Annotated in this window: 12 protein-coding genes; 5 read left to right on the top strand and 7 right to left on the bottom strand. The window is 63.2% G+C overall.

Going from position 1 to position 23,636, the window contains the following annotated elements; all coding sequences use genetic code 11:
* Positions 1 to 152 precede the first annotated feature (152 nt).
* From GFD18_RS08915 to GFD18_RS08900, 4 genes are all read left to right on the top strand, one after another.
* On the top strand, positions 153 to 1,502 hold the full coding sequence (locus GFD18_RS08915) for a GntT/GntP/DsdX family permease (RefSeq protein ID WP_163198637.1): 1,350 nt from the start codon (positions 153 to 155) through the stop codon (positions 1,500 to 1,502).
* Positions 1,503 to 1,639: 137 nt separating this feature from the next.
* Positions 1,640 to 2,992: a D-serine ammonia-lyase gene (dsdA, locus tag GFD18_RS08910; protein WP_163198640.1), complete on the top strand. Its 1,353-nt coding sequence runs from the start codon at positions 1,640 to 1,642 to the stop codon at positions 2,990 to 2,992.
* Positions 2,993 to 3,143: 151 nt separating this feature from the next.
* Positions 3,144 to 3,809 (top strand): helix-turn-helix transcriptional regulator, encoded by a 666-nt coding sequence (locus GFD18_RS08905; RefSeq protein WP_163228275.1) that lies wholly within the window; start codon positions 3,144 to 3,146, stop codon positions 3,807 to 3,809.
* Positions 3,810 to 3,937: 128 nt separating this feature from the next.
* On the top strand, positions 3,938 to 4,279 hold the full coding sequence (locus GFD18_RS08900) for a RidA family protein (RefSeq protein ID WP_204313967.1): 342 nt from the start codon (positions 3,938 to 3,940) through the stop codon (positions 4,277 to 4,279).
* 1,085 nt (positions 4,280 to 5,364) lie between these two features.
* On the opposite strand, the gene GFD18_RS08895 is transcribed toward GFD18_RS08900, so the two are convergent.
* Positions 5,365 to 8,688 carry an immunoglobulin-like domain-containing protein gene (locus tag GFD18_RS08895; RefSeq protein WP_163198650.1) on the bottom strand — a complete coding sequence of 1,108 codons (3,324 nt, stop codon included), beginning with the start codon at positions 8,686 to 8,688 and terminating at the stop codon, positions 5,365 to 5,367.
* A gap of 151 nt (positions 8,689 to 8,839) precedes the next feature.
* Positions 8,840 to 12,193 (bottom strand): Ig-like domain-containing protein, encoded by a 3,354-nt coding sequence (locus tag GFD18_RS08890; protein ID WP_318644532.1) that lies wholly within the window; start codon positions 12,191 to 12,193, stop codon positions 8,840 to 8,842.
* A gap of 1,078 nt (positions 12,194 to 13,271) precedes the next feature.
* Here GFD18_RS08890 and GFD18_RS08885 point away from each other — a divergent pair.
* Positions 13,272 to 14,306, top strand: a complete 1,035-nt coding sequence (locus GFD18_RS08885) for a hypothetical protein (protein ID WP_163198653.1) — start codon at positions 13,272 to 13,274, stop codon at positions 14,304 to 14,306.
* Between the two features lie 529 nt (positions 14,307 to 14,835).
* On the opposite strand, the gene GFD18_RS08880 is transcribed toward GFD18_RS08885, so the two are convergent.
* The 5 genes from GFD18_RS08880 to GFD18_RS08860 all read right to left on the bottom strand — a co-directional run bounded on the left by GFD18_RS08880 (position 14,836) and on the right by GFD18_RS08860 (position 23,632).
* On the bottom strand, positions 14,836 to 15,939 hold the full coding sequence (locus GFD18_RS08880) for an AEC family transporter (RefSeq protein WP_163198656.1): 1,104 nt from the start codon (positions 15,937 to 15,939) through the stop codon (positions 14,836 to 14,838).
* 96 nt (positions 15,940 to 16,035) lie between these two features.
* A complete protein-coding gene (locus GFD18_RS08875; RefSeq protein WP_163198659.1) occupies positions 16,036 to 17,559 on the bottom strand; it encodes an amino acid permease in 1,524 nt (507 codons plus the stop codon).
* A gap of 221 nt (positions 17,560 to 17,780) precedes the next feature.
* Positions 17,781 to 20,534 (bottom strand): S9 family peptidase, encoded by a 2,754-nt coding sequence (locus GFD18_RS08870; protein ID WP_163198974.1) that lies wholly within the window; start codon positions 20,532 to 20,534, stop codon positions 17,781 to 17,783.
* Positions 20,535 to 21,008: 474 nt separating this feature from the next.
* The gene (locus GFD18_RS08865) at positions 21,009 to 22,184 is read right to left on the bottom strand and encodes a glycerate kinase (RefSeq protein WP_163198662.1); all 1,176 of its coding nucleotides are present in this window, start codon (positions 22,182 to 22,184) and stop codon (positions 21,009 to 21,011) included.
* A gap of 119 nt (positions 22,185 to 22,303) precedes the next feature.
* Complete coding sequence (locus GFD18_RS08860) at positions 22,304 to 23,632, bottom strand: GntP family permease (protein ID WP_163198665.1); 1,329 nt, start codon at positions 23,630 to 23,632, stop codon at positions 22,304 to 22,306.
* Between the last annotated feature and the right edge of the window lie 4 nt (positions 23,633 to 23,636).

The following is a 23,636-nucleotide window of genomic DNA, read 5'->3' as shown; positions in this document are numbered from 1 at the left end:
ACGAAAAAAATCTTATCTTGACAAAAAATTATTATCACTGATAGAATTTTATTGTCATAACGTTTGCGAGATGACTTCTGCAAAGGAACCGACCTGCAAACACCCGACGCACCAAGCCGTAACGAGCACACTACGCCGACAAGGGAGTCGAAATGGGAACTGGAGCACTTATCGCGGTGCTGATCATATCGATCGCGCTCATCGTCTTATTAATCATTAAATTCAAGATGCACGCCTCGATGGCGCTGCTGCTGGCGGCGTTCTTCGTAGCTGTCGCCACCGGCATCGACCTGAGCAAAGTCGGAGACATGATTGAAGACGGCGTCGGAGGCACACTCGGCTTCCTGACGCTAATCATCGGCTTCGGCGCCGTACTCGGCAAGTTGCTTGAAGTCTCCGGTGGCGCAGAACGTCTCGCCACCACGATGGTCAACGCCATTGGCAAGCAACGCGCAACGCTCGTCATGGCGTTACTCGGTCTGATCTGCGGCATCCCCGTGTTCGTCGAGGTCGGTTTCGTTCTCCTGGTCCCGCTGGTGTTCGTCGTCGCGAAGGAAGCCGGAATCTCCCGCATCAAGGTGGGCATCCCGCTGGCGACCTCGCTGATGGTAGTGCACTGCATCCTCCCGCCACACCCGGCAGCCACTGCCATCGCAGGAACGCTCGGCGCCGACATCGGCACCGTCATCATGCTCGGCCTGTGCATCGCGATTCCCTCCGTGCTGGTAGGCGGCCCGCTCTACGCGCACTTCGCCATGCACAATCTTGGTCCCGACGAGGATCTTGACGACGATTCGACGTCTGCGAAAGCCACGTCGCTCACCGAAACCAAGGATCTTCCGGGCTTCGGCATCACCCTGTTCACCGTGCTGCTGCCGCTGCTCATCATGATTGCCCGCACCATCTGCACAAAGACCCTGGCCGCAGACACCATGGCCTACAAGATCATCGACATCATCGGCAACCCAATCACCGCCCTGCTGATCTCGGTCTTCTTCGCCTACTTCTCGCTCGGCCTGAGCCGCGGTATGAAGCTTACCCAAATCTCTTCGCTCACCGACGGCTCGTTCGGGCCGATCGGCGGCATCTTGCTCATCATCGGCGCCGGCGGCGCGTTCAACCAGATGCTCACCGAATCCGGCGTGGCCCCGGCACTCGCCGATGCGCTGTCGCACCTGCCCGTCAGCCCGATCATCCTCGCCTACATCATCGCTCTCGTCCTCCACTTCTCCGTCGGCTCGGCCACCGTCGCCATGATCAGTGCGGCCGGCATCGTCATGCCGATGCTGCAGACCTCGGACGGCCTAAGCCCGGAGATCCTGGCCCTCGCCATCGGCGCCGGCGCCATCGGATTCACGCACGTCACCGATTCGCTGTTCTGGATGGTCAAGGAATACCTGCATATGACCGTACCTCAGGCACTGAAAACCCTAACCGTCAGCACCACAATCACCTCTGTGGTGGCGCTGTGCGGCACGCTGGTCGTCAGTCTGTTCTTCTGACCGGAACCGGCGAGCGGAACCGTAAACCGACAAACCGACGAAACAGCGACATAAGACAATCCGGCAACTACATTCCAACAACCACGCAACAACCCATAAAACAAACACAAAATACCCAGCAATACAAAGGAGTGCAAATGACCGACAACATCGTGCTGAACAAGCCAGTCTCCCAGTGGGTCGAGGAATTTCCCAAGCTGCAGGAGCTCATCGACCTCAAACCGAGCACCTGGTTCAACCCTGGCGTGAAGCCGACGGCCGAGGCCCTGCCCGAAGTCGGGCTCACCGTCAAGGACGTCGACGATGCCGCCGACCGACTCAAGCGTTTCGCGCCACTGCTGGTAGAACTGTTCCCCGAAACCAAGGTGACGGAAGGCATCCTGGAATCCCCACTGGCCGCCGTGCCGGACATGCTCGACGCCATCGCCAAGCGATACGGCCAGGAGCTTCCGGGACAGCTGTGGACCAAGCTCGATGCCAACCTGCCGATCAGTGGCTCAATCAAGGCCCGTGGAGGTATCTACGAAGTGCTGAAGCACGCCGAGGATCTCGCCATCGAAGCCGGCAAACTCACCTATGACGACGACTACCGCAAGTTGGCCACACCCGAGATGCGCGAATTCTTCAGCGGATACAAGGTTGCCGTAGGCTCCACCGGCAATCTGGGACTTTCCATCGGCATCATGAGCGCGGCGCTCGGTTTCGACGCCAGTGTGCACATGTCGGCGGATGCCCGTCAGTGGAAGAAGGACAAGCTGCGCGAGCATGGCGTGCATGTGTTCGAATACGAGTCCGACTACTCGGTTGCCGTGGCACAGGGCCGCAAGGAAGCCGAGGCTGACCCGACTGCCTACTTCGTGGACGATGAGAACTCCTCCACGCTGTTCCTCGGATACGCCGTCGCCGCACGTCGACTCGCCGGTCAGCTGGAAACGTATGATGTGCGCGTGGACGAGAATCATCCGCTGTTCGTCTACCTGCCGTGCGGTGTCGGCGGCGGCCCCGGCGGCGTTGCCTTCGGTCTGAAGACCGTGTTCGGCGACAATGTTCACTGCATTTTCGCCGAGCCAACGCACTCCCCCTGCATGTATCTGGGCGTCTACACCGGCGAGCACAACAACGTATGCGTGCAAGACTTCGGCATCGATAACCTCACCGCAGCCGACGGCCTGGCCGTGGGACGCGCCTCCGGATTCGTAGGCCGCCATATGGAACATCTGCTCGACGGCTTCTACACCATCGACGATGACGAGCTCTACCGCCTGATCGCCATGCTGGACCACACCTCCGGATTCGATATCGAACCGTCTTCCTCCGCCGGTTTCGCCGGACCGTGGCGAGTGCTGGACAACACCGAATACCGCGAGCGCATGGGGCTTACCGACGAGAAGATGGCCAACGCCACGCATATCGCCTGGGCGACCGGCGGCTCGATGGTTCCCCGCGAGGAGATGGCCAGCTACATCGCCAAGGGCTCGGCCCTGCTGTAGCATTCACCGGCGGACCGGCCACGCAGCCGAGGCATCGGGACGAGGGGGGCACTCTCCTTTCCATTCCCGATGCCCCCCCATCACGCAAATAATGGCAGAACGGCATACACATAGTCGCCGCTGCCGCAACGATGAGTGGAAAGGCAGGAACATGAACGAGGACAGCGAATACGTGCGTTCCTTCATACCCTTGGTGCATTTTCTCGGCGCGGCCCTGGGTTCCAATACGGAAGTGGTGCTCCATGACGTCACGAATCCCGAATCATCGGTAATCGCCATCGCCAACGGGCACGTCAGCGGACGATCAGTCGGATCGCCGGCCACGGACCTGATGCTGAAGGTATTGAACGACGGTATGGCACAACACAAGGACTACATCGCCGGATATCCCGGACACGTCAGTCATAGCGAGCATTCGCTGGTCTCCTCCACCTATTTCATCCGCCGCAACGACCGAATCGTGGGAACGATTTGCGTCAACACCGATCAGACGGCCTTCCTCACGCTCAAGCGGTCGATAGAGCAGATCGAGCATGCCTATCTCCCCACCCCCAACGTCGAGGAGACCTCGGAGACGTATGAGGAGAATCTGGCCGTTTCCGTGGAGGATATGGCCATGCAGGTGTTCAATGCCATGAGTGCGGAAAACGGGATTCCCGTAACGAAATTCAGCGTAGACGATCGTCTCAAGGCGATGAGAACGCTGAATTCCCGCGGATATTTCCAGTTCAAGGGCGCGGTCAGCAATGTCGCGAATCTGATGGGCGTTTCCGAATCAACCGCGTACCGGTATCTGCGCATGGCGCAGGCCGAGTAAACGGGCAAACTATCGAGTCAATTCAATTCAGTTCAGTTCAATCGATTCATAAATCCAAACCATTGCACTGCAACGCACAATCTCAGGCGTGCACCGCAATGGCAGACCACATTTACCAAGGAGCAATCATGGCCGGACCTTATTCCGCTGTTCGCGAAGCGGGCGATATGGTGTTCGTTTCGGGACAGCTACCCATCGATCCGGAGACGGGCGTCATGCCGGAAGGCATCGAGGAACAGACCCGCGCGACACTGCGTAACCTCGAAGCTGCAGTGAGGAGCATCGGACTGGACAAAGAAGCTATCGTGAAAACCACGGTATTCATGACCGATTTTTCGGATTTCCCCGCCATGAACGCCGTGTACGCCGATTTCTTCGGCGAGCCGTACCCATCCCGCAGCGCCATGGAGGTCGGAGCGCTCGCCGCCGACGCTGTCATCGAGATTGAGGCCGTGGCCCATCGTTCATGACGAAAGTCGTAGGGGCATAAAAGCGACTTCTTTCGTTCGTGAATCGAGTGATATATCCATATCGCGCGATTCGCGAATGGAGTCAACGCGACCCAACCGTCTCAAAAACCAAACTGCGCGACCGGAGAACCTGAAAAGAGGCTTAAAACGGTTCTCGGATCGCGCAGCAGGGGTTTCTAAAGGGGAAATGAAAGAGAGAGGTTGTCGCAGCTCCTTTGATGGTTGGCGGAGAAGGTCACTCTTCTCCGATTTGTCGTTGGTCGGTTGATTTGTTCGGTTGTATACAGCACATCGCATCAGGCCCCGACGTCGGCATCGCTGCCACCGTCGGCGTTCGGTAGACGTGTTGCTTTGCATTTGTCGACACTCACGAAACGGCGTCAACGTCGTCTTGTGAGGGCTAACAAGTACATTTTTAGTATAGCAGATGTTAAGGCTCTCACAAGCCGTTTCGTAATATTTTCCGGATTATTTGGTTATGCAACCCCATTTACGCGAGGCCATCACATCCATGGATCGTCGGATACGCCTGTATCTGACGATCTATGAACGGCGCTCCCGTACGCGAACCGTGAAATACGCGGACTACTGACGATTCATCGACGATATAATCGCGCACGAATCACGCAATACATCCATATCAATCAGTTCGTGCATGTTTATCCACATCGCGAATCGCGATATGGAGGCGTACCAGTCGATTCGCGAACAATGACTTGATTCGCGAATCAACGAATACGCCGATAAACGCCCATTCGTGCGCGCAAACAACCGACGTCGCAGGCAAGCCCGCAGTCGCGACCGATAAGTGCCCATTCGTGCACAAACGGCCGGCGGCACCGACGGGACTGCGACCACGACCCATCAACAAGCCCGCGACCACGACCCATAAACGTCCATGCGAACGTCCATGCGAACGTCCATTCGCGTGCACAAACGACGGTGCCGTCGGGACCTATGAATGAAGAAGGTCCCGACGGCACCGGATCGTGCATCTACGTAGTCGCATCTACGTAGGTATGGCCACACACGGCGTCGGCGCAACTACACGCGACGTGAGTACGGCCAACGCAACGCAGGTACGATTACGCGCGACGTCGGCGCAGCGCAGCAGCCGCGCCGGCCGTGGCCAGCAGCGCGACGGCGAGCGCGACGCCGCCGACGGCAGCGCCCGTCTTCGACAGCTGCCCGCCACCGGCCTGCGAACCATGAGATCCGGTCGAGCCGTCCGAACCGGAGCCATTCGAACCGGCGCTACCGGCGTCGGAACCGCTGCCGTTCTGGCCCGGCGCCGGCTTGGCGCCATCGGCCCTGACCAGTCCGGCAGCGGCCGTGTTCAGCGCGGCGAGCGCGTTGTCGACGTCGTCCTGCGAGGCCGCTTTGTCGGCAAGCACGCCGGCCGCCGCGTCACGGGCCTTGGCGAACGCGTCCCAACCGGACTTGTAGTCGGCGGCACGATAGTCCTTCACCTTGTCGTAGGCCTTGCGCAGGCCGGCCTTGTCGACGGTCTGGCCGGCTGCCTCCCTGATCGTGAACGTCACGGCCTTCGTACCTTCGTACAGGCCGACGCCGGTCACGGTCACGGTCGCGTCGGAACCGGGCTTCACGTTGTTCGCGTAGGCGACCGTGTAGTCGGCGCCGGCCACGAGGGTCTTGTCGCCGAGCTTCACGGTGACGGCCGGCTTCTTCTCCGAACCGTCGGCGGTGTACTCGGTCTTCTCGAGCGTCACGTCGGCGTCGGCGATGCTCGTGCCGGTCACGGTCACGGTGGCCTCGACGGGCATGCGGGAGTCGTCCTGCGCCACGCCCCTGACGGTGAACGTTCCGGTCTTGGCGTAGTCGTCGGCGGGGATCTTCTCCCAGACGACATCCACATCGGCCTCGGAGCCGTCGACGTGGGTGAGGTGGGCCTTGGCCGGCAGGCTGCCGGTCGGGTCCTCGCCGACCTTGGTCGAGACGGCCATGGCGTCGACCGACTTCACGGCCACGTTCTTCGCATACGCCTCGAGCACCTTCTGGTACTGGGCGCGCGTCACCGGCACGACGGTGCCGTGACGCGGCTTGCCGCCGTCGGAGTTGGTCGGCAGACTCTTGTACTTCACAGAGGTCACCTCGCCGGTGGCCAGATCGTTGACCTTGAAGCCGATGTAGTGGTTCGGGCCGCCGTGGTAGCCCGGCTGGTCGATGAACAGATACCACTTGTTGCCGTTCACGTCGCCGTCGTTGGCAGGGAACACCGACGGGCCCTCACCACCGGAGAACGTGCCGCCGTACTGGTTGTTCTGACCGTTGCCGATCTGGTCCCTGACGAGCGTCCACTGGGCGGATGCAGCGAGGCCGGTCTGCTTCGGCAGCGTGCCGGGCGTCGTGGCCGTGCCGATCGCGGCGAGCAGGTTCGTGGACTTCTCCTCGCGGATCTTCATCTGCGATTCGTCCTTGTAGAAGCGGTAGTAGACGCCGTTCTCCTCGGCGATGGTCGCGTCGATCATGCCCTTGCCCTTGCCCTGGTTGACGTTCACCCACACCTGCGGGTCGGAGAAGCTGACGAAGTCATCGGTCGTCACGTAGATCATCTGGTTGTAGGTGACGTGGGTGCGGACGGACAGGCTGTTGTCGGTCGTGTCGTACATGTTCGACGCCCAGTAGACGACGTACTTGCCGATAGCCGTGTCGTAGTAGGCCTCGGGCGCCCACGTGTTGCCGGCGTAGTCGGAGCTCACCTTCACATGGCTCTGCTTCGACCAGTTGACCAGGTCGTCGGACTTCCACACCTCGATGTACTTCGAGCCGTTGCGCTGGCCGGAGTCGAATCCGCCGGCGCGGCCGTCGATCTTCAGATCGGTGGCGAGCATGTAGAACCTGTCGCCGTCCTTGGAGCGGATGATGAACGGGTCGCGCAGGCCCTTCTCGCCGTATTCGGACGTGAACAGCGGCGTGCCGTCGTTGAGCGTGTTCCAGTCGAGCGCGTCGTTGCCCTTGGAGGCGGCGAGGCTGATCTTCTCGGCGCCCGCGCCCTCACCGGTGAAGAACGCCCACACGTAGGCCTCGTCCTTCTCCTCGGAGGCCGGCATCGGCTGGATCTCGACGGTGAAGTCCTTCGTCTCGGTGGCCGAACCGTTGGTGACGGAGGCCCTGAGCGTCACGCTTACGGCCTTCGCTCCGGCGGCCGGACGCTTGACGTTCACGGTCACGTAACGGCCGTCGGTCACGTCGCCGATCGCGGCGCTGTCGCCGCCGGCGACGACCGTCCACGCGATCTTCGAACCGTTTTCGCCGGTCACGGGCAGGGAGATGTTGGAGCGCACGTCGTCGGAGGATTCGATGGCGATGGCGGCCGCGTCCTTCTGCGCCTTGTCGGCGTCGGACAGCTGCTTCGGCACGGTGACGACGTAGGTGACCGTCCTGGTGTCGTCGCCGAGCGTGAACGTGGCGGTAAGCGTGACCTTCGCGTCGCCGGCGGAGGCGGCCGGACGGACGACGGCCGCCTTGCCGGTCGCGTTGTCGACGGCGATGGCGGCGTTGTCGGACTTCCACGTGATGGTCGCGCCGGCGGCGGACGTCGGCAGCGTGAAGTCGGCGTCGGCCGACGTCGGCACGGAGGACGCGATCGACGACACGGCCTTCTCCAACGCCTCCGCGCCGTAGAGGTCGGCCACGGCGTCGGCGCTCAGCGCCGCGCCGTAGACGGCGTAGTCGTCGACGTCGATCTTCGAGTTCGGGTCGGAGTACGCCGACTTGCCGATGTAGGCGACGAGGTCGCCGTAGTTCGTCAGGCCGCCTTCGGGGATGGCGTAGGTGGCGTCGCCGACCGGCCGGCCGTTGAGATAGAAGCTCATCGTGCCGTTGGTACCGTCGATGACGGTGGTGTAGAGCGCCAGATCGGAGGTGGCCTTCGTGCCGGACGCGGCGGCGTTCGTGGCGCCGGGGCCGGTTTCGGTGCCCCACGGGCTGCCGGACGGCGCGGCCGCCGTGGCCGTGGTCATGACGGACTTCACGTAGCCGCTCGGATTGGCGGGGTTGAGCAGGAAGTAGCCGTTGTTCGGATAGTTGCCGGTCTTGGCCGCGCCGATATAGGCGGCGGCCGTGTTGCCGTTGCCGTAGTTGTTCTTCAGCCAGATGGAGACGGTGACGTCCTTCTGGTCCTTGAGGGCCGTGGTCGGCACGCCGATGGTCTGCGATCCGGTGAGTCTGATCTGACCGTCGGCGACCGTGGCGTCGCCGCTGAGCGTGGCGTCGGAACCGGTGGCGCTGCCTTCGTTGGCGATGGTCTTGCCGGTAAGCGCCTTGTCGAATGAATAGTGGATGAGCGGATTGGTCTCCGCGGCCGATGCCGTCATCGGCACCAGCATGCCGGCCGCGAGCGTCGCCGCTCCGACCGTGAGGCCTATGGCCTTCTTCCAGATTCCCATAATGCTCCTCTGCGATTGGATGGGATTTTTGGGTGCTTTGCGATATTGAGTTATGGATTACGTGGTTGGGTTATGCGTGATGTGACCGGATCGGGGTCGGATCGGCTCCCCTCGAATATGAGGGGAGCCGGATGGGATGGCGGGATGGGCGCTACGCGCGACGACGACGCAGGGCGACGATGCCGATGCCGGAGAGCGCGACGGCGGCGAAGGCGAGCGCGGTGACGGCCGTGCCGGTCTTCGACAGCTGCTGCCGGCCGCCGTACTGGTTGCCGTCGCCGGCGGCGGTCGTCTTGCTGTCGGACGGCTTGGCGGCGGCGTTGCCGTTGCCGGCGTTGCCGCCGTTCGTGTTGCCGGAACCGTTATTGCCACCGACGTTGCCGGCGTTGCCGGAACCGTTGCCGTTGTTCGGCTCGTTCGGCGTCGGCTTGGTGGAGGGCCCGGACTTGAACGCGAAGGTGTAGACCTGCGTGACGGCGCCGTCGGGGCTGGTGACGGTGAACACCTGGCCTGCGTCGGTCGTGGCCGCGTCGGTCTTCCATCCGGTCGGCACGCCCTGCAGCCTGACGCTGCGGCCCTTGTCGATGCTCACGGGGTCGGACTTCTGGGAATCGAAGCCGGCCACGGTCGCGCCGTTGTCGGTGTACACGGCGGTCACCTTGGCGAGGTCCTTCACGCCGTACTTCGTGGCCTCAACGTCCTTGACCTCGGTGGAGGAGGCGTTGACGAGCTTGTCGGTGTAGCCGTCGTAGACCACCGAAATCGTGCCGGCCACGTCGCCCGGAACCGTGACCGCGGCCACGCCCTTGGCGTCGAGCTTCACGGTCTTGGACCACTTGCCGTCCGTGGTCGAGAACTTCACCGAACCGGCGACCGTGCCCTTGTCGGCGGCGGTCACGGTGGCGGTGAGTTCGCGGGAGTCGGCGTCGTACTTGGCGGCGGTCGTGGAGTCCACGGCGGGGATCTTCGTCGGGTTGGCGGAGGTCCACTTGTGCATGTTCTCGGCGACGGCGGCGGAGACGTTCACGAACGCGCCGTGGCGGGTCGGGGTCGGCATGTTGGTCGGGGTGACCTTGCCGGTGACGCCCGGGCCCCACTGCTTCTCCGTGTACCAGCCGTTGGTCTGCGAGAGGCGGTTCGTCCAGCCGGAGGCGGCGAGGGCGGACTCGGAGGCCATGAACGGCTTGTAGCCGCCGGAGTCGGCCATGATGATCATGGCGTCGCCCTTCTCGTTCTGGTTCGGGTCGCCGGCGTTGAGCTTGATGGACTCCGGACCCTCGAACGGCAGGATGTTCTGGTCGACGAGCTGCCACGTCTTGGTGATGTCGGCGTTCGGGTCGGCCGTCGTCGTGGTGCAGGTCAGGCACTTCGAACGCTCGAGGAACGTGGACTTGCCGGTGGTGATGTAGCTGCCGGCGGCCCCGCCCTCCTCGTTCTTGGTCAGGCGGTAGTAGGTGTCGCCGACCTTGAACACGGTGGAGTCGATGCGGGAGTACTGGGTGTCCTGCCACTTTTCGGCCGGGGTGAAGGTGCGGAAGTCGCGCGTGGTGGCCATCACGAGGATGTTGTACGCGTTGCCGGTCTTCGAGCTCTTCACCGCGGTCTTGCGGGTGGCGTCGGTGTATTCACGCGACGACCAGAACACGACGTAGGAGTTGAGCTCGTCGCTCCAGAAGGCTTCGGGCGCCCAGGTCATGCCCATGTTGTCGGCGTTGACCTTGATGCCGGTGTCGCCGTCCTCGGCGTTGGTGCGCGTCCAGTTGACCATGTCGGTCGACTCCCAGGCCTCGAGCTTGAGGGAGCCATACTGCTGGTTCTGGCCCCATCCCTGCGACGAGACCTTGAGGTCGGTGGCGATCATGTAGAACTTGTCGCCGTCCTTGGACTTGAGCACGTACGGGTCGCGCAGGCCCTTGGTGTCGGTGTTCGACACGATGACCGGGTTGGAGCCGTTGATCTCCTTGAACGAGAAGAAGTTGTTGCCGTCGGTGGCGGATTCGTACAGCGCCTCGCCGATCTTGCCGTTCGTGGTGGCGGCGTCGGAAAGGAACGTAACGGCCGCGTACGCGCCGTCGGGCACTTCGCGCGTCTTCTCCTTGACGGTGACTTCGACGGTCTTCGTCACCTTCTCGCCGCCGTTGTAGCTGGCGGTGGCGGTGAGCGTGACGGGCTTGGAATCGCCGTCGCCGTAGGCCGGACGGGTCACGACGCCGGCGCCCTTGTACGGGTCGGCCATGCCGTTGGCCGGCGCCTTGTAGTCGGCGTCGGTGCCGGTGATGAGCTTCGGGTCGGAGGAGGACCACGTGATCGCGGAACCGTTCTCGGAGCCCTTGGCCGCGAGCGGCAGGTTCTCGTCGGTGGTGGTCTTCAGCGCGGCGATGGCGGCGTCGAGGTCGGCGGTGGCGGCGTCATGCGCGTTCATCGGGTTCACGGTCACGGTGATGGAGCCGCGCTTGTCGCCCAGCTCGCTTGTCGCGGTGATCGCGGCCTCGCCGGCCTTCACGGCGGTCACGGTGCCGTCGGCGCTCACCTTCGCGACGGACTCGTTGGAGGAGGCCCACGTGACGTTCTTGCTTACGGCGTCGTCGGGCTTGACGGTGGCGGCGAGCTTGGCGGTGGCCTTTTCGATGAGCGTGAGCTTGCCGTCGGCCACGCCGGTGCCGGAGATCGCGACGGATTCGGGCAGCGTCAGCTCGGCGCCCTTGTAGATCTTGATGTCGTCCATCGCGCCGTTCCAGTATTCGTCGACGCCATAGAACGACTTGCCGATGTATGCGGTGGTGGCGCCGAGGTCGCTCATCTTGATGCCCGTATCGGCCTTGAAGATGATCAGGGCGTCGTCGCGGAACACGGCGAGCCTGGTGCCGTCCACGACGATCCTGAAGTTGTGCCACACGTTGTCGTTGTTGGAGACGTTGACCTTGGCGCCCTGCTCGTTGCCCCAGTTGTTGTCGGAGATCACGCCCTTGACGGCGGTCGTGCTGTCGTAGAACATCAGGTACTTGTTGGCGTTCGCCTGATCGGTGGTGTTCGAGTCGTTCGAGCCGTCCTTGCCGACGATGAGCGAGAAGAACTTGCCGCTGTCGTTGTGGCGGGTCTTCGCGGCGAACTCCATGGTGAAGGAGTCGCCGGCATCCTTGAACAGCTGGTCGTCGATCTGCGCGTACTGGCCGTTGCCGCGCAGCGACAGGGATTCGTTGTTGCTGCGGTCGCCGTACTGCTCGATCGCGGCGCCGCCGTCGAGCGTCAGGTCGTATTTGCCGGTCGAATCGGCGATGGCGCCGCTGCTCGTGCCGTTCTTGCCGGTGAAGTCCCAGCTGGCGAGCAGGGTCGGCTTCGCATCGGCGGCAGCGGCTGTGGCGACCGTCGGCGTTGCGGCTGCGTCGGCGTCGGCGGCCATCGCCGGCACGCCCACGCACAACGAGAGCAGCGACGCCGCGGTGGCGCTCACCGCCACCAGACGCCGGCCCAGGCCGTTTCGTTTCTCTGCGGGGGCAGAATTCATTGACATCCTCCTCAATGTCTGCGGCTCGGAGGCTCCTCTTCCCCCTCGTCGCGCTTCCCTTGCGCCCGACGCCTTCGACACGGTCCCGTTCGGCGGCTGCTTCGCCCGGGCCGGAACGGCGTCGATTCGTCATGCAAGGTCTGTCTTCGATATCGCGAGCGCCTGCGGTCTTCCTTGGCCTTGAAAACTACATCACGGTGCTGCTCATGGTGCTCATGGTGCTCCGGGCGACTTCCCGCCCGTCATTCACACGATGCCTCGCACAGTGTTCCGCACAATATATGCGCGCTCACAATATGTCATCGTCCATTGTAGACCACAACACCCGCCACCCGAAACCACCCGTCCACCCCGTTCGCGCGGTGGCTCGGCACGCGCAGCCCGCACGACCGGTTACGGCGGCTGTCTCCCCCGTTCGTGAGGCGCCCCAGCACGCGGCAAACCCCGCATCCCGTCCGCACCGCACACCGCCCTCGTATGCACAAACATTCCCGTTCGTACAGGCGTTCCCGCACCCTCGCCCACGCCCATACACACGAATCGTTCGATACACCGACATCCCCCTATCCGCTCGCGACTTTTCCCGTTCACGAATCGTCCGGCATATCGATATATGGCAATTCATGGGCATCCTCACCATTCACGAATCGTCCGATATAAACACATTTGCGCATTCATGCACGCAATGTCCGTTCACGAATCCATCGATATGCCCATATTTCATAATTCATTCCTCGAATTTCCACGCATGAATTATCAAATATGACCGCATCTCACAACCCATGCATGGCCAACTTTTTCGCAAATCACGTGATGTCGGCATATATCGAAATTCATGCGCGACGGAATCATCCACGAACCGCTCGATACCCCTTCATCCAAGGATTCAAACACCGGGTTTCTATTCACGAATCATCGATTACACCCGTATCGCGCAATTCATGCAATCCGAAACCGTTCACGAATATTCATTTGTGAAGGATTCATGAATTCACGTTCGTCAACATTTTCGTTTTGCCTTGCACCGCGCCGAACGACCCCGATACCGTGCAGTGCAAGACCACGCAAAGGAGCGATTATGAATACAACCACCTACGGCGCAATCATGGAACGAACGGGCACCCCTGCAGCCACGGCCATGCCCCCAGACGTCCGAACGAATCCGAAGTTCCATTCCAATGCCAAAAATGCCCGACCCAACGTCAGCTCAGGCCCCGCCGGCGTCGCCATCGACCGCTCGGCGAAACCATTGACCGCAGCATCACTGAACGAAACATACATCGAAACAGCGCGAGCCTGCCACGAACATAATCTGCAGATTCCGTACAGTCACACCACCGCGCTCGCCCTTCAACGCATCGAACTGCCGCAGACGACGACGCTGCAACCGCTGTTGCACGCGACCGTACTGCAAAAACGCATGCGCAGGTCCGTGATCAACGGCGTGAACGTACATATGTGGTCGGCGCTGACGGATTCCGATATCGTTGTTCCCGCACCGGGACTGACGGCGGTCCGCCCTCTTGTCGCATGGGCGCAGATGTCGAAATTCCTTGATTTGGAATCGTTAATCATCCTCACCGAATCGATACTGCGCCATACGACACTCGATCTTGATGATTTTCGAACGTACGTCGGCATTATGGGCAAGTTCCCTGGAAAACGACGCTGCGTGCGGGCGCTGCGACTCGCCCGCCCCGGCGCCGATTCACCGAAGGAATGCGAGATGCGGCTGCGAACCCTGCAGTTCGGCATGGATCAGGCGGAAATCAACTACACGATTCCGGGGCTGGCGTATCCCAACGGCACTGCGGTGACACTGGATCTTGCGTGGCCCGATGCACAGGTCGGAATGGAGTACAACGGCGACCATCATCGGACCGACAAAAAGCAATGGCGACGCGACGAATGGAAACGCGAGGCGGTGGCCGCAAAGAACTGGCGACTGTTCACTGTGACACAGCTCGACCTTTCCGACGATTGGCATATGGCGACGTTGATGATGCGCGTGGCCGCCGCCATGGAAGCACAGACCGGCCGTCGCGTATCCATCACGCCGCCCATGAGCATGGAGCAGCTGGCCGACCGACGTCGACGCATTCATCGGCTCTGATTATTCGGCTCGAATCGTGCGTTACGGCCGCGTCTGTCTCACAAATGTCGAAATGCGACCGTATTTTGACATTCGTGAGCAGAGCGACCGTGCACGAATCATTGGATATGGGCATATTCGCATAATTATGCATCAACATTTGCGGCACGAATCAATACTTATGCCCGTATCTGATAATTCGTGGATAAACGTAATTATCACGAATTGTCAGATACCCAAATATTCGATGATTCATGCGTCGTTTCTTCAATCACGAATCGTTCGATATAAGCACATTTGCGCATTCATGCACGCCACGTCTGTTCACGAATCGTCGAATATGGGTATATTCGATGATTCGTGCGTCATTCACGATTCCACGAAACGCCACATGTATCTGTACCAGACGATTCATGCGCCGATATCGGTCGTACGAATAGGCCAATACGCTCATATCTGGCGATTCGTGCACTATAAGCAATCGCACGAATCGCTCGATACGTCCGTATTCATCGATTCATGAACACCGGAAAATCGGGGCGCGGAAACATCAGAAAATGAAGGCGGAGACGGCGGTCAGGGAGACGAGCGAGAACAGCGTCGTCACGAGCACCAGGCCGACGGCGTATTCCGGCATGTTCTTCGCGCGGCCGGAGAACATGGCGATCGTCGTCATCGTCGGCAGGCCGGATATCAGCGCCATCATCTCGATCATCTCGTGGGTGAGCGGCAGGCCGGTCACGCCGGCGAACCACGTCATCAGCGCGTAGAAGCCGACGGGAAACAGCAGCATCTTCGCCACCATGCCGACGTACAGCTCGTATTTCGCGAACACGCCCCACCATTTCGTCAGCGCGAACAGACCGCCGAGATAGAACAGCGACAGCGGCGTCGACATCTGGCCGATCGTGTGCAACGGCGTCAGGATCACAGCCGGCACGCGCACGCCGGCGACGATGATCGCCAGCGCGATGAGAATGCCGATGAACGCCGGATTCGCAAATCGCCGAAGAAAACCGAGAATGCGGCGAGACAGCGGAATCGTCGCGGCATCGGCGCCGGCCCCCGAACGGACGGTCGACGCGGCAGTCACACCCGATCGGGAAGCGCCGGCAACGGAAGCGCCGGAAGCGGAAACGCCGGCAACGGAACCGGCGTCGTTCCCATCGGCCGCTCCCCCGCGAGCCGACTCGCGAACCGGCTCGCACAGCCACACGCCGTACGACCACAGCAGCGCCTGGTCGACGAGCGACATCAGCACGATGAAGATGGCGCCGTCCTTGGGAAACAGCGCCATGACGAGCGGGATGCCGATGAACCCGGCGTTGCCGAAGATGAATCCCGCCTGGAAGAGATGACTGCGGCTGCCGCGCAACCGCAACGCCCACGCGACCAGCGCGAACACCGCCATCAGCAGTCCGTACATGATGGCCGTGAGCAGGATGATTCCCCAGTTGCCTACAAGATCGGCGCGCGTGGTGTCGGCGACCGCGTTGCTGAACACGAGCACGGGGATGAGCACCTTCGTGAGCAGCATGCACATGCCGTCGAGCGTCTTCATCCCGTAGAACCGCAGCCGAACGCAGCCGTATCCCACCATCATCATGATGAAGAACCCGACGATCTGCCCGACGACGATCTCGAACTGCGTCATGTCCGCCTCCCTTTGCCCATCGGGGCATGATACTCAGAGGCGTCAACGAGACGGACGAATTCGCAGATGTACGTCCGCGCCGGTCGCGCGCGGCCGCTACTTTCGGCGCGCGACGGCCCGCTTGAGGTCGCGGTCCTCCAGCCTCTGCCTCCACTGGCAGAATCCACCGAACACGACGAGCCACACGAGGCCGGCGATCGCCGGGCCTCGCGTATCGGTCGAGATGAACAGCGTGCAGTACACGAACACGAAGAACGCGATGGCCAGCGTGTTCGTGAACCTCCAAGCCGGCATCACATAGCCGTCGGCGATGAAGTCGGCCGAAACGCGGTAGCGACGGTGCGCGATCATCGTCAGCGTGTAGATGAAGATGATCACGGCCGACGACGCCGACGAGAACAGCACGAACGCGCTCGAAACCTGCGGGAACGCGTTGATGATCGGCGAGAGCACGATCATGCAGGCCGACACGACGATGGCCTTCGCGGGCACGTGGTTCTTCGAGACGACGCCGAGGCGCTGCATGGCCGGCGACGGCGATTCCTTGGCCAGCTGGTACAGGTGGCGGCCGGCGGAATACAGCAGCGAGTTCAACGCCGACGACGCGGCGGTGATCACCACGAAGAACACGAGCGCGGCGGCCCAGTCGAGGCCGGCGTATTTGAACACCATGATGAACGGGGAGGCGAACGATCCGTCGGCGTTCGGCTGGAAGTTGCGCCACGGCACAATCACCATGATCGCGACCAACGCGCCGACGTAGAAGATGAGCACGCGCAGGATGATTTCGTTGATGGCCTTGGGCAGCACCTTGCGCGGGTTCTCGGTCTCGGAGACGGTCACGCCGATGAATTCGATCATCTGGTACGCGTAGAACACCATCTGGAAGCTCATGAGCAGGGCCAGCCAGCCGTTCGGCGCGAGAGAGAACCCGTCGGTGATGTTGGCGATGCTCACCTGGCCGGCGGGGCTGATGTGGTCGGAGCCGGTGATCTGCACGGCCGGATAGTGGTAGCCGATGACGAGCATCACGACGGCGGTGGCTATCATGCCGCAGATCAGCGTGATCTTGATCATCGAGAACCAGAACTCGGCCTCGCCGAACACCTTCACCGCAATCAGGTTGATGCCCGACAGCGCCACGAGGAAGCACAGTTCGATCAGCCATTTCCAATGGCTGAGGTCGATGCCGAACGTGTCGAAGAACGTGACGAAGTACGTGGAGACGGCCGTGATCTCGCTCATGCCGATGAGGATCAGCACGATCCAGTACGTCCATCCGGCGAAATGCCCCCAGCCGCGGCCGAGATACCGCGTGATGAAGTTGATGAACGTGTGCTGGCTCGGGTCGCGGTACATCATCTCGCCGATGCCGCGCATCAGCAGGAACATGATGATGCCGACGGCGATGTAGACGAAGACGATGCTCGGTCCGGTGAGCGAAATCGACTTGCCGGAACCAAGGAACAGGCCCGTTCCGATGGTGCCGCCGATGGCGATGAACTGCACGTGGCGGTTCTTCAGCCCTCGGTTCATCTGGTTTTCCGCGTCAAGTTCCTCGACGTCCTGCATGTACTCCTCGTTTCCCGCCGCGGCTTCGGTACTGTCGTTCCCGTACATACGCATGTATCCGCATGTACTCGCGCGGCTATCGCAATAATGCACTAATCGCAATAGTGCAATAGATTACAAAACCTACGGGAGATTTATGTAACGAGGGAAGATTTTCACCGTCAGGAAGGCTTGCGCACCAGCCGCGTACCGGCTGTTCACCTTTTCGCCGCGAATGCGGACGGCATGGGCCGCCCGCATCGCACCGCAATCGACCCGGCTGCCCCGCGCTACTCGGCGAACGCCTTGCGGAGGAAGTCGCGCTGGAAGAGCAGCAGGTTCTCGGCGACGGTCTCGTCGTTGGTCATGTGGGTGATGCCGGTGAGCGGCAGCACCGTGTGCTCGCGGCCGGCGGCGAGCAGCGCGGAGCTGAGCCGCAGCGTGTTGGCCACAGTCACGTTGTCGTCGGCGAATCCGTGGATGAGCAGCAGCGGACGGCGCAGGTTCGGCGCGTCGGCGATGATGCTGTTCCTCTCGTATACACGCGGGTTGAGGCCGAGATACCGCTCGGTGTAATGCGTGTCGTACAGCGTCCAGTCGGTGGGCGGGGCGCCGGCGCAGGCCGCGGCGAACACGTCGGGCGCACGCAGCACGGCGAGCGCGGAGAGGAATCCGCCGAACGACCAGCCGATCATGGCCACGTGGTCGAGGTCGGGCCGGGGGGCGCCGGCGAACGGGCCGTCGCCGTCCGCGAGCGAGGCCATCGCATCGGGCAGGGCGTGTACGGCGTCGACCTGGTCCTCGAGCGAGACGTCGGCGAACCTCTCGAACATGGCGTGGTCCCAGGCGAGACCGCGGGCGCCGGTGCCGCGTCCGTCGGCCGCGACCACGATGAAGCCCTGGTCGGCCCACCACTGCGAATCCCAGTGCATCGCCTGCGAGAGCATGGCCTCGCGGTGCATCGGCCCGCCGTACGGCTTCATCAATACGGGCAGTGTTTCGGCGTCGGCGTAGGGGCTGCCGGCCGACGGCAGCGTGATCGCCGCGTGCAGGCGACGGCGGCCGAGCCGCACGAACGTCGTGTTCGGCGTGAATCCGGGGGTTTCGGCGTGGTTGCTGATTGCCGCGCGGGAATCGCCGACGATGTGCAGCATGACGGCCTTCGCGTCGTGCATCGTTCGGCCGGAGATCACCAGGCCGTCGCCGGAGCGCGAGGCGGTCCAGACGCCCGGCTCGGGATTCAGCACGGTCGGCATGGAGGATTCGGCGTGCGGGCCGTCGGCGCCGGCCGCGGCGAACTGGTTGCCGAACCCGTTGGCCGAACCTTCGGCCGCCGACGTCTCGCAGTCGCCGCAGTCGCCGCAGCTGTCGCACGACTCGTTGAGGTCGCCTTCATGCAGCTCCTGCCAGTACGAGCCGAGGAACTCCTGTCCGGCCGGCGGCAGCGGGAAGCTCACCACGTCCACGCCGCGGGCGTCGCGTGTGGCGCGCGCCAGCACGTCGTGGTCGGTCACGTCGAGCAGGTCGAGCACCTGCCATCCGGCGGGCGTGAACGCATGGCCGTCCACCGCGAGACGCATGGTGTCGGTCTCCTCGTCGGGCATGGCGGTGATGAGACGGCCGTCGGGCGTGAACGCTGGACAGCCGTGGATGAGGTCGAGCCAGTATCGGCTGCCGCTCACGGTGAGCATCGTCGTGGGCAGCCAGCGTTTGCCGGATTCTTCGGCCGCGAGCGCGCCACCGTCCTGTTCGAGCGCGAATCCGTCGAGGATGCTCTGCTGCGGCGCGTATCCGACGTTGGGGTTGCTGCCCTCGGCGCCGATCGACAGCACCTGGTCGGCGGTCTGGCGGCGGTTCTGCACGAGCAGCAGCGGGTCGCCGCCACGGCTCCAATGCACGTCGGCGAGGTATTCGTAGCCGCGGCGGTCCCACCAGACCTCCGGCAGGTCGACGATGCTGGAGTACGCCATGTTGCCGGCGCGGCGCTCGGCCGAGCCGATGTCGAAACGGAACAGTCGCACGTCGGCGTTCTTGGTGAGCGCCTGCGGATAATGCCGCGTGCGGGCCGGCGCGGTCGGGTCGGCCGGGTCGGTGATGTGCCAGACCGGTTCCGGCGATTCGTCGGCGCGTTCGATCAGCAGGCTCTTCGAGTCGGGCGACCACCAGAAGCCGTCGTATCGGTCCATCTCCTCGCCGGCCGCGAATTCGGCGAGGCCGACGGTCACGTTCGGGTCGTCGTAGACGCCGCAGATGGAGCGTTCGTCGTCGGGCTCGCCGTTCTCGCCGATGACGACGAGGTTGATCATGCGGCCGGTCGTGTAGGCGACGAGTCTGCCGTTCGGCGAGATGCGCGGATTGAGCACCGGACGGAACAGGCGGCCGGGATGGCCGTGCACGGCCATCGCGGAGACGTACCAGGTGTCGCCGAGCTCGCGGGTGACGGCGTGGAGCTCGCCGTCCTCGACGCTCACGCGGGCCGGGCCGGCGGACGCGCCTTCGGCGGCGGCGCCGGCCTCGGCCATGATGTCGCCGGTGCCGCCGTCGTTGATGTCACCGTCGTTGATATCACTGATGAATTCGATGTCGCCGTCGAACACGATGGTCGTCAGCCACAGACGGCCGTCGACGGTGAACACCACGCGGTTGCCGGAATCGTTGACGCTGTAGGACACGATGCCGGAGGCGGATTCGCGGGCACGCTCGCGCCGGGCCTTCTCCTCGTCGGGCACGGACGCCTTGGCGGCGGCCGGCGTGGCACCGGCGTTCGCGCCGTTGCCGGCGGCCAGCAGATCGCGCGGATCGGCCAGAAGGGTCTCGTGATGTCGGCCGGCGCCGTCGAACCAGCTCAGCCACAGGCAGGTGACGTCGTCCTCGGGGCCGCGCGAACGCAGGAGCAGCGCGCGCGAACCGTCATCGAGGACCTTGGCCGTGCGGGGCGCGCCGAGCGAGAATCGTCGGGTCCGGGCCTTCGCGCGCGGATACGCCGCGATCGCCGCGTTGACGGCGGCGATATCGTCGGCGGCCGCACCGGTCGCACCGGTCATCGTGGCCTGATTCGGCTGTGCCATATCAGGCTGTTCCACATCGTTCTGTGCCATTGTGAGTTCCGTCATGATCCGTCTGTCCCCGTTCATTACCATCTCTCAGCGGACAAATTCAAATCAACCACAATACCCGAACTTCGGCAAGTATGCGACGGGTGTTTTCGCAGCGTGCGGATTGATGGCAGGGAACGCAGGAAATCGTCATCAATACGTTCCGTGCCAAGAACATGCGGCACGGAATCGCAGAGTCGTCATTATCGTCATTCCGTGACAGAAGACGGCCATAAACAGTTTCGTGATTCCTTGCAATTTCAGTGTTTTGCATATGCTTCGAGGACCGATATCCGACACGGAGTCGCATAACGACGATTTCCTGCGTTCCCTGCCGCGGAATCATGGCAGGGAACGCAGGAAATCAACCAATCGTCACTTCGTGGCTTACGGGAGAACCATACGGCTTGGCCGGCAGCCCGATCAACGGCCGATGCGAATCAATCGGCCCACGTTTTCGGCGGTGCGCTCAAGGTTCGCCGGTCCGTCGGCGAGCGCACGGTCCAGGGACACGGCGGCGGGGACGATGCCGAACACCGAGTCGATGCCGAGGTCGTACAGCTGGTCGATGCCCTCGCCCACGTATCCGGCGAGCGCGACCACGCCGATCCCCGGATTGCCGCAGTGCACGGCCTGCGCCACACCCATCGGGGTCTTGCCGTACTGCGTCTGGAAGTCGATGCCGCCCTCGCCGGTGAGGCAGTAGTCGGCGCCGACGGCACGGTCGGCCAGACGCACGGTCTGCGAGACGATCTCGACGCCGGAGCGCATGGTCGACTTCGTGAAGGCGAGAAGCCCCGCGCCGAGGCCGCCGGCACCGCCGGCGCCCGGCGCATCGGCCACCTCGACGCCGAGGTCGCGGCGGATGACGTCGGCGTAATGCGTCAGGTTCGCGTCGAGCCGCGCGACCATATCCGGCGTGGCGCCCTTCTGGGGGCCGAACACCGCGGAGGCGCCCTTCGGGCCGACCAACGGGTTGGTCACGTCGGAGGCGATGAGCATACGGGTCTCGGCGATACGCGGGTCGATGCCGGAGACGTCGATATGGTCGAGACGATCGAGGAAGCCGCCGCCGCGCGGAATCGGGTTGCCGTCCGCGTCGAGGAACCGCACACCCAGCGCCTCGGCCATGCCGGCGCCGCCGTCGTTCGTGGCCGATCCGCCCACGCCGAGGATGATCGTGCGGGCGCCGTCGTCGAGCGCGGCGCGAATCAGCTGACCGGTGCCGTAGGTGGTGGTGACGAGCGGGTTCTTGGTTTCGTCGTCCACGAACTGGATGCCGCTGGCCGCGGCCATTTCGATGACGGCGGTGAGACCGGCGGAATCATCGGCGGCATCAGCGACGCCCGCCGCATCCCCCAGCAGCCCATATTCCGCAACGGTCCGCCGCTGCAACGGGTCGAGCACCTGCGCCTGCCGCAGCTCGCCGCCGGTGGCGTCGACCAGCGACTGCACGGTGCCTTCGCCGCCGTCGGCCATCGGCACCATCACATACTCGGCGTCGGGGAACACGCGGCGCAGGCCGGCGCGCATGGCCTCGGCCGCCTGCTTGGCGGTCATGCAGCCCTTGAACGAATCCGGCGCGATAACGAACTTCATGGCGATCTCCTTTGATTTCAACGATATGGTTGCGATACGTTTCTTCGATACAGCGGTACGGCGATACAACGATGCGTCCTGCGATACGGGAATCGGAACGCTCGGAACGCCGAGGACGCTCAGAACAGCGTGTAGACGAGCGTGGCCACGATGGTCATCGTCAGACCGACGATCGACTCGAACGGCACGCTCTTCATGCGCTCGCCGACCGTCATCTTCATGGCCTGGCCGGAGACGTGGAAGTAGTTGCCGTGCGGCAGGTGGTCGATCACCGTGGCGCCGGCCTGCATGGTCACGGCCGCGGCGACCGGGGTCACGCCGAAGTCGAGGATCGACGAGCCGAACGAGCTGCTGCCGAGGATCACGCCCGTGGAGGTGGACGCGGTGGCGGCGGCCATGAGGATGCCGGCGAGCGGGGCGAGCAGGGAGCCGGACACGCCCCACGCCTTGATGAGGTTCACGATCTGCGTGGAGAGGTCGGAGTTCGTGATCAGGCCGCCGATCGCGCCGGCGCCGATGAGGATGAGGACCACGTCGGTCATGCGGGCGAGTCCGGCCTTGGTGTAGTCGAGCAGGTGACGGCCCTGCCCCATGACGAACAGGCCGATCACGGCGGCGAACGGCAGGATGTACATGGCGTCCACCTGGAATTTGGCCAGCAGTCCGATGCCCAGCACGCTGCCGATCGGATTGACGAGCAGCAGCACGATGGCGATGACCGGGGCGACCAGGGCGCGGCCGATGGTCGGCAGTTCGCGGGCGGATTCGGCGGAATCCTCGGCTTCGCTGTCGCCATTGGCGTTGCCGCCGCCGGCCTCGGCGAGGGTCGGCGCCGCGCCGTGGTTGCGCAGCAGTGTGGCCAGCAGGACCGCCATGGCCAGACCGCAGACGGCCGGGATGAAGCTGCCGACCATGACCGCGGACGGCTGGATGCCGAAGCCGGAGGCGGCGGCGATGGTGTTCGGGTTCGGGGAGATGATGTTGCCGGCCTTGCCGCCGCCGGACAACGCCACCAGCAGCGCCAGCTTGGAGATGCCCAGACGGTTGCCCACCTCGAGGGCGATCGGGGCGACGATCAGCACGGCCACGGGGATGAACACGCCTACCGCGCAGATGATCATCGTGGCGAACGCCAGCGAGAAGATGGCCAGGCTTTCGCCGAACTTCGCGACGATGGTCTTGGCGATGCGGTCCGCCGCGCCGGACTCCATCATCACGCCGGCCAGCACACCCGCGGCGAGCACGCGCACGATGGTGCCGACCACGCTCTGGCCGCCGGCGACCACCACGTTCACCGTCTGCGCGAGCGAGGCGCCGCCGATCAGGCAGCCGACCACGGCCCCCAGCAGCAGCGCGTACGTGGCGTTGAGCTTCCTCAGAATCAGCACGATCGCGACGGCAAGGCCGGCCAGCGCCGCCCACCAGGCGATCGACACACCTTCCACCATGACA

The organism is Bifidobacterium saimiriisciurei, from assembly GCF_010667655.1.
GTDB classification, from domain to species: Bacteria; Actinomycetota; Actinomycetes; order Actinomycetales; family Bifidobacteriaceae; genus Galliscardovia; species Galliscardovia saimiriisciurei.
This window is presented reverse-complemented; position numbering and strand designations above follow the sequence as displayed.

Excerpts from the sequence above, each read along its gene's own strand:
- GFD18_RS08915 (WP_163198637.1), top strand. The coding sequence starts at position 153 with ATGGGAACTGGAGCACTTATCGCGGTGCTGATCATATCGATCGCGCTC.
- dsdA (WP_163198640.1), top strand. The coding sequence starts at position 1,640 with ATGACCGACAACATCGTGCTGAACAAGCCAGTCTCCCAGTGGGTCGAG.
- GFD18_RS08905 (WP_163228275.1), top strand. The coding sequence starts at position 3,144 with ATGAACGAGGACAGCGAATACGTGCGTTCCTTCATACCCTTGGTGCAT.
- GFD18_RS08900 (WP_204313967.1), top strand. The coding sequence starts at position 3,938 with ATGGCCGGACCTTATTCCGCTGTTCGCGAAGCGGGCGATATGGTGTTC.
- GFD18_RS08895 (WP_163198650.1), bottom strand. The coding sequence starts at position 8,688 with ATGGGAATCTGGAAGAAGGCCATAGGCCTCACGGTCGGAGCGGCGACG.
- GFD18_RS08890 (WP_318644532.1), bottom strand. The coding sequence starts at position 12,193 with ATGAATTCTGCCCCCGCAGAGAAACGAAACGGCCTGGGCCGGCGTCTG.
- GFD18_RS08885 (WP_163198653.1), top strand. The coding sequence starts at position 13,272 with ATGAATACAACCACCTACGGCGCAATCATGGAACGAACGGGCACCCCT.
- GFD18_RS08880 (WP_163198656.1), bottom strand. The coding sequence starts at position 15,939 with ATGACGCAGTTCGAGATCGTCGTCGGGCAGATCGTCGGGTTCTTCATC.
- GFD18_RS08875 (WP_163198659.1), bottom strand. The coding sequence starts at position 17,559 with ATGTACGGGAACGACAGTACCGAAGCCGCGGCGGGAAACGAGGAGTAC.
- GFD18_RS08870 (WP_163198974.1), bottom strand. The coding sequence starts at position 20,534 with ATGACCGGTGCGACCGGTGCGGCCGCCGACGATATCGCCGCCGTCAAC.
- GFD18_RS08865 (WP_163198662.1), bottom strand. The coding sequence starts at position 22,184 with ATGAAGTTCGTTATCGCGCCGGATTCGTTCAAGGGCTGCATGACCGCC.
- GFD18_RS08860 (WP_163198665.1), bottom strand. The coding sequence starts at position 23,632 with ATGGTGGAAGGTGTGTCGATCGCCTGGTGGGCGGCGCTGGCCGGCCTT.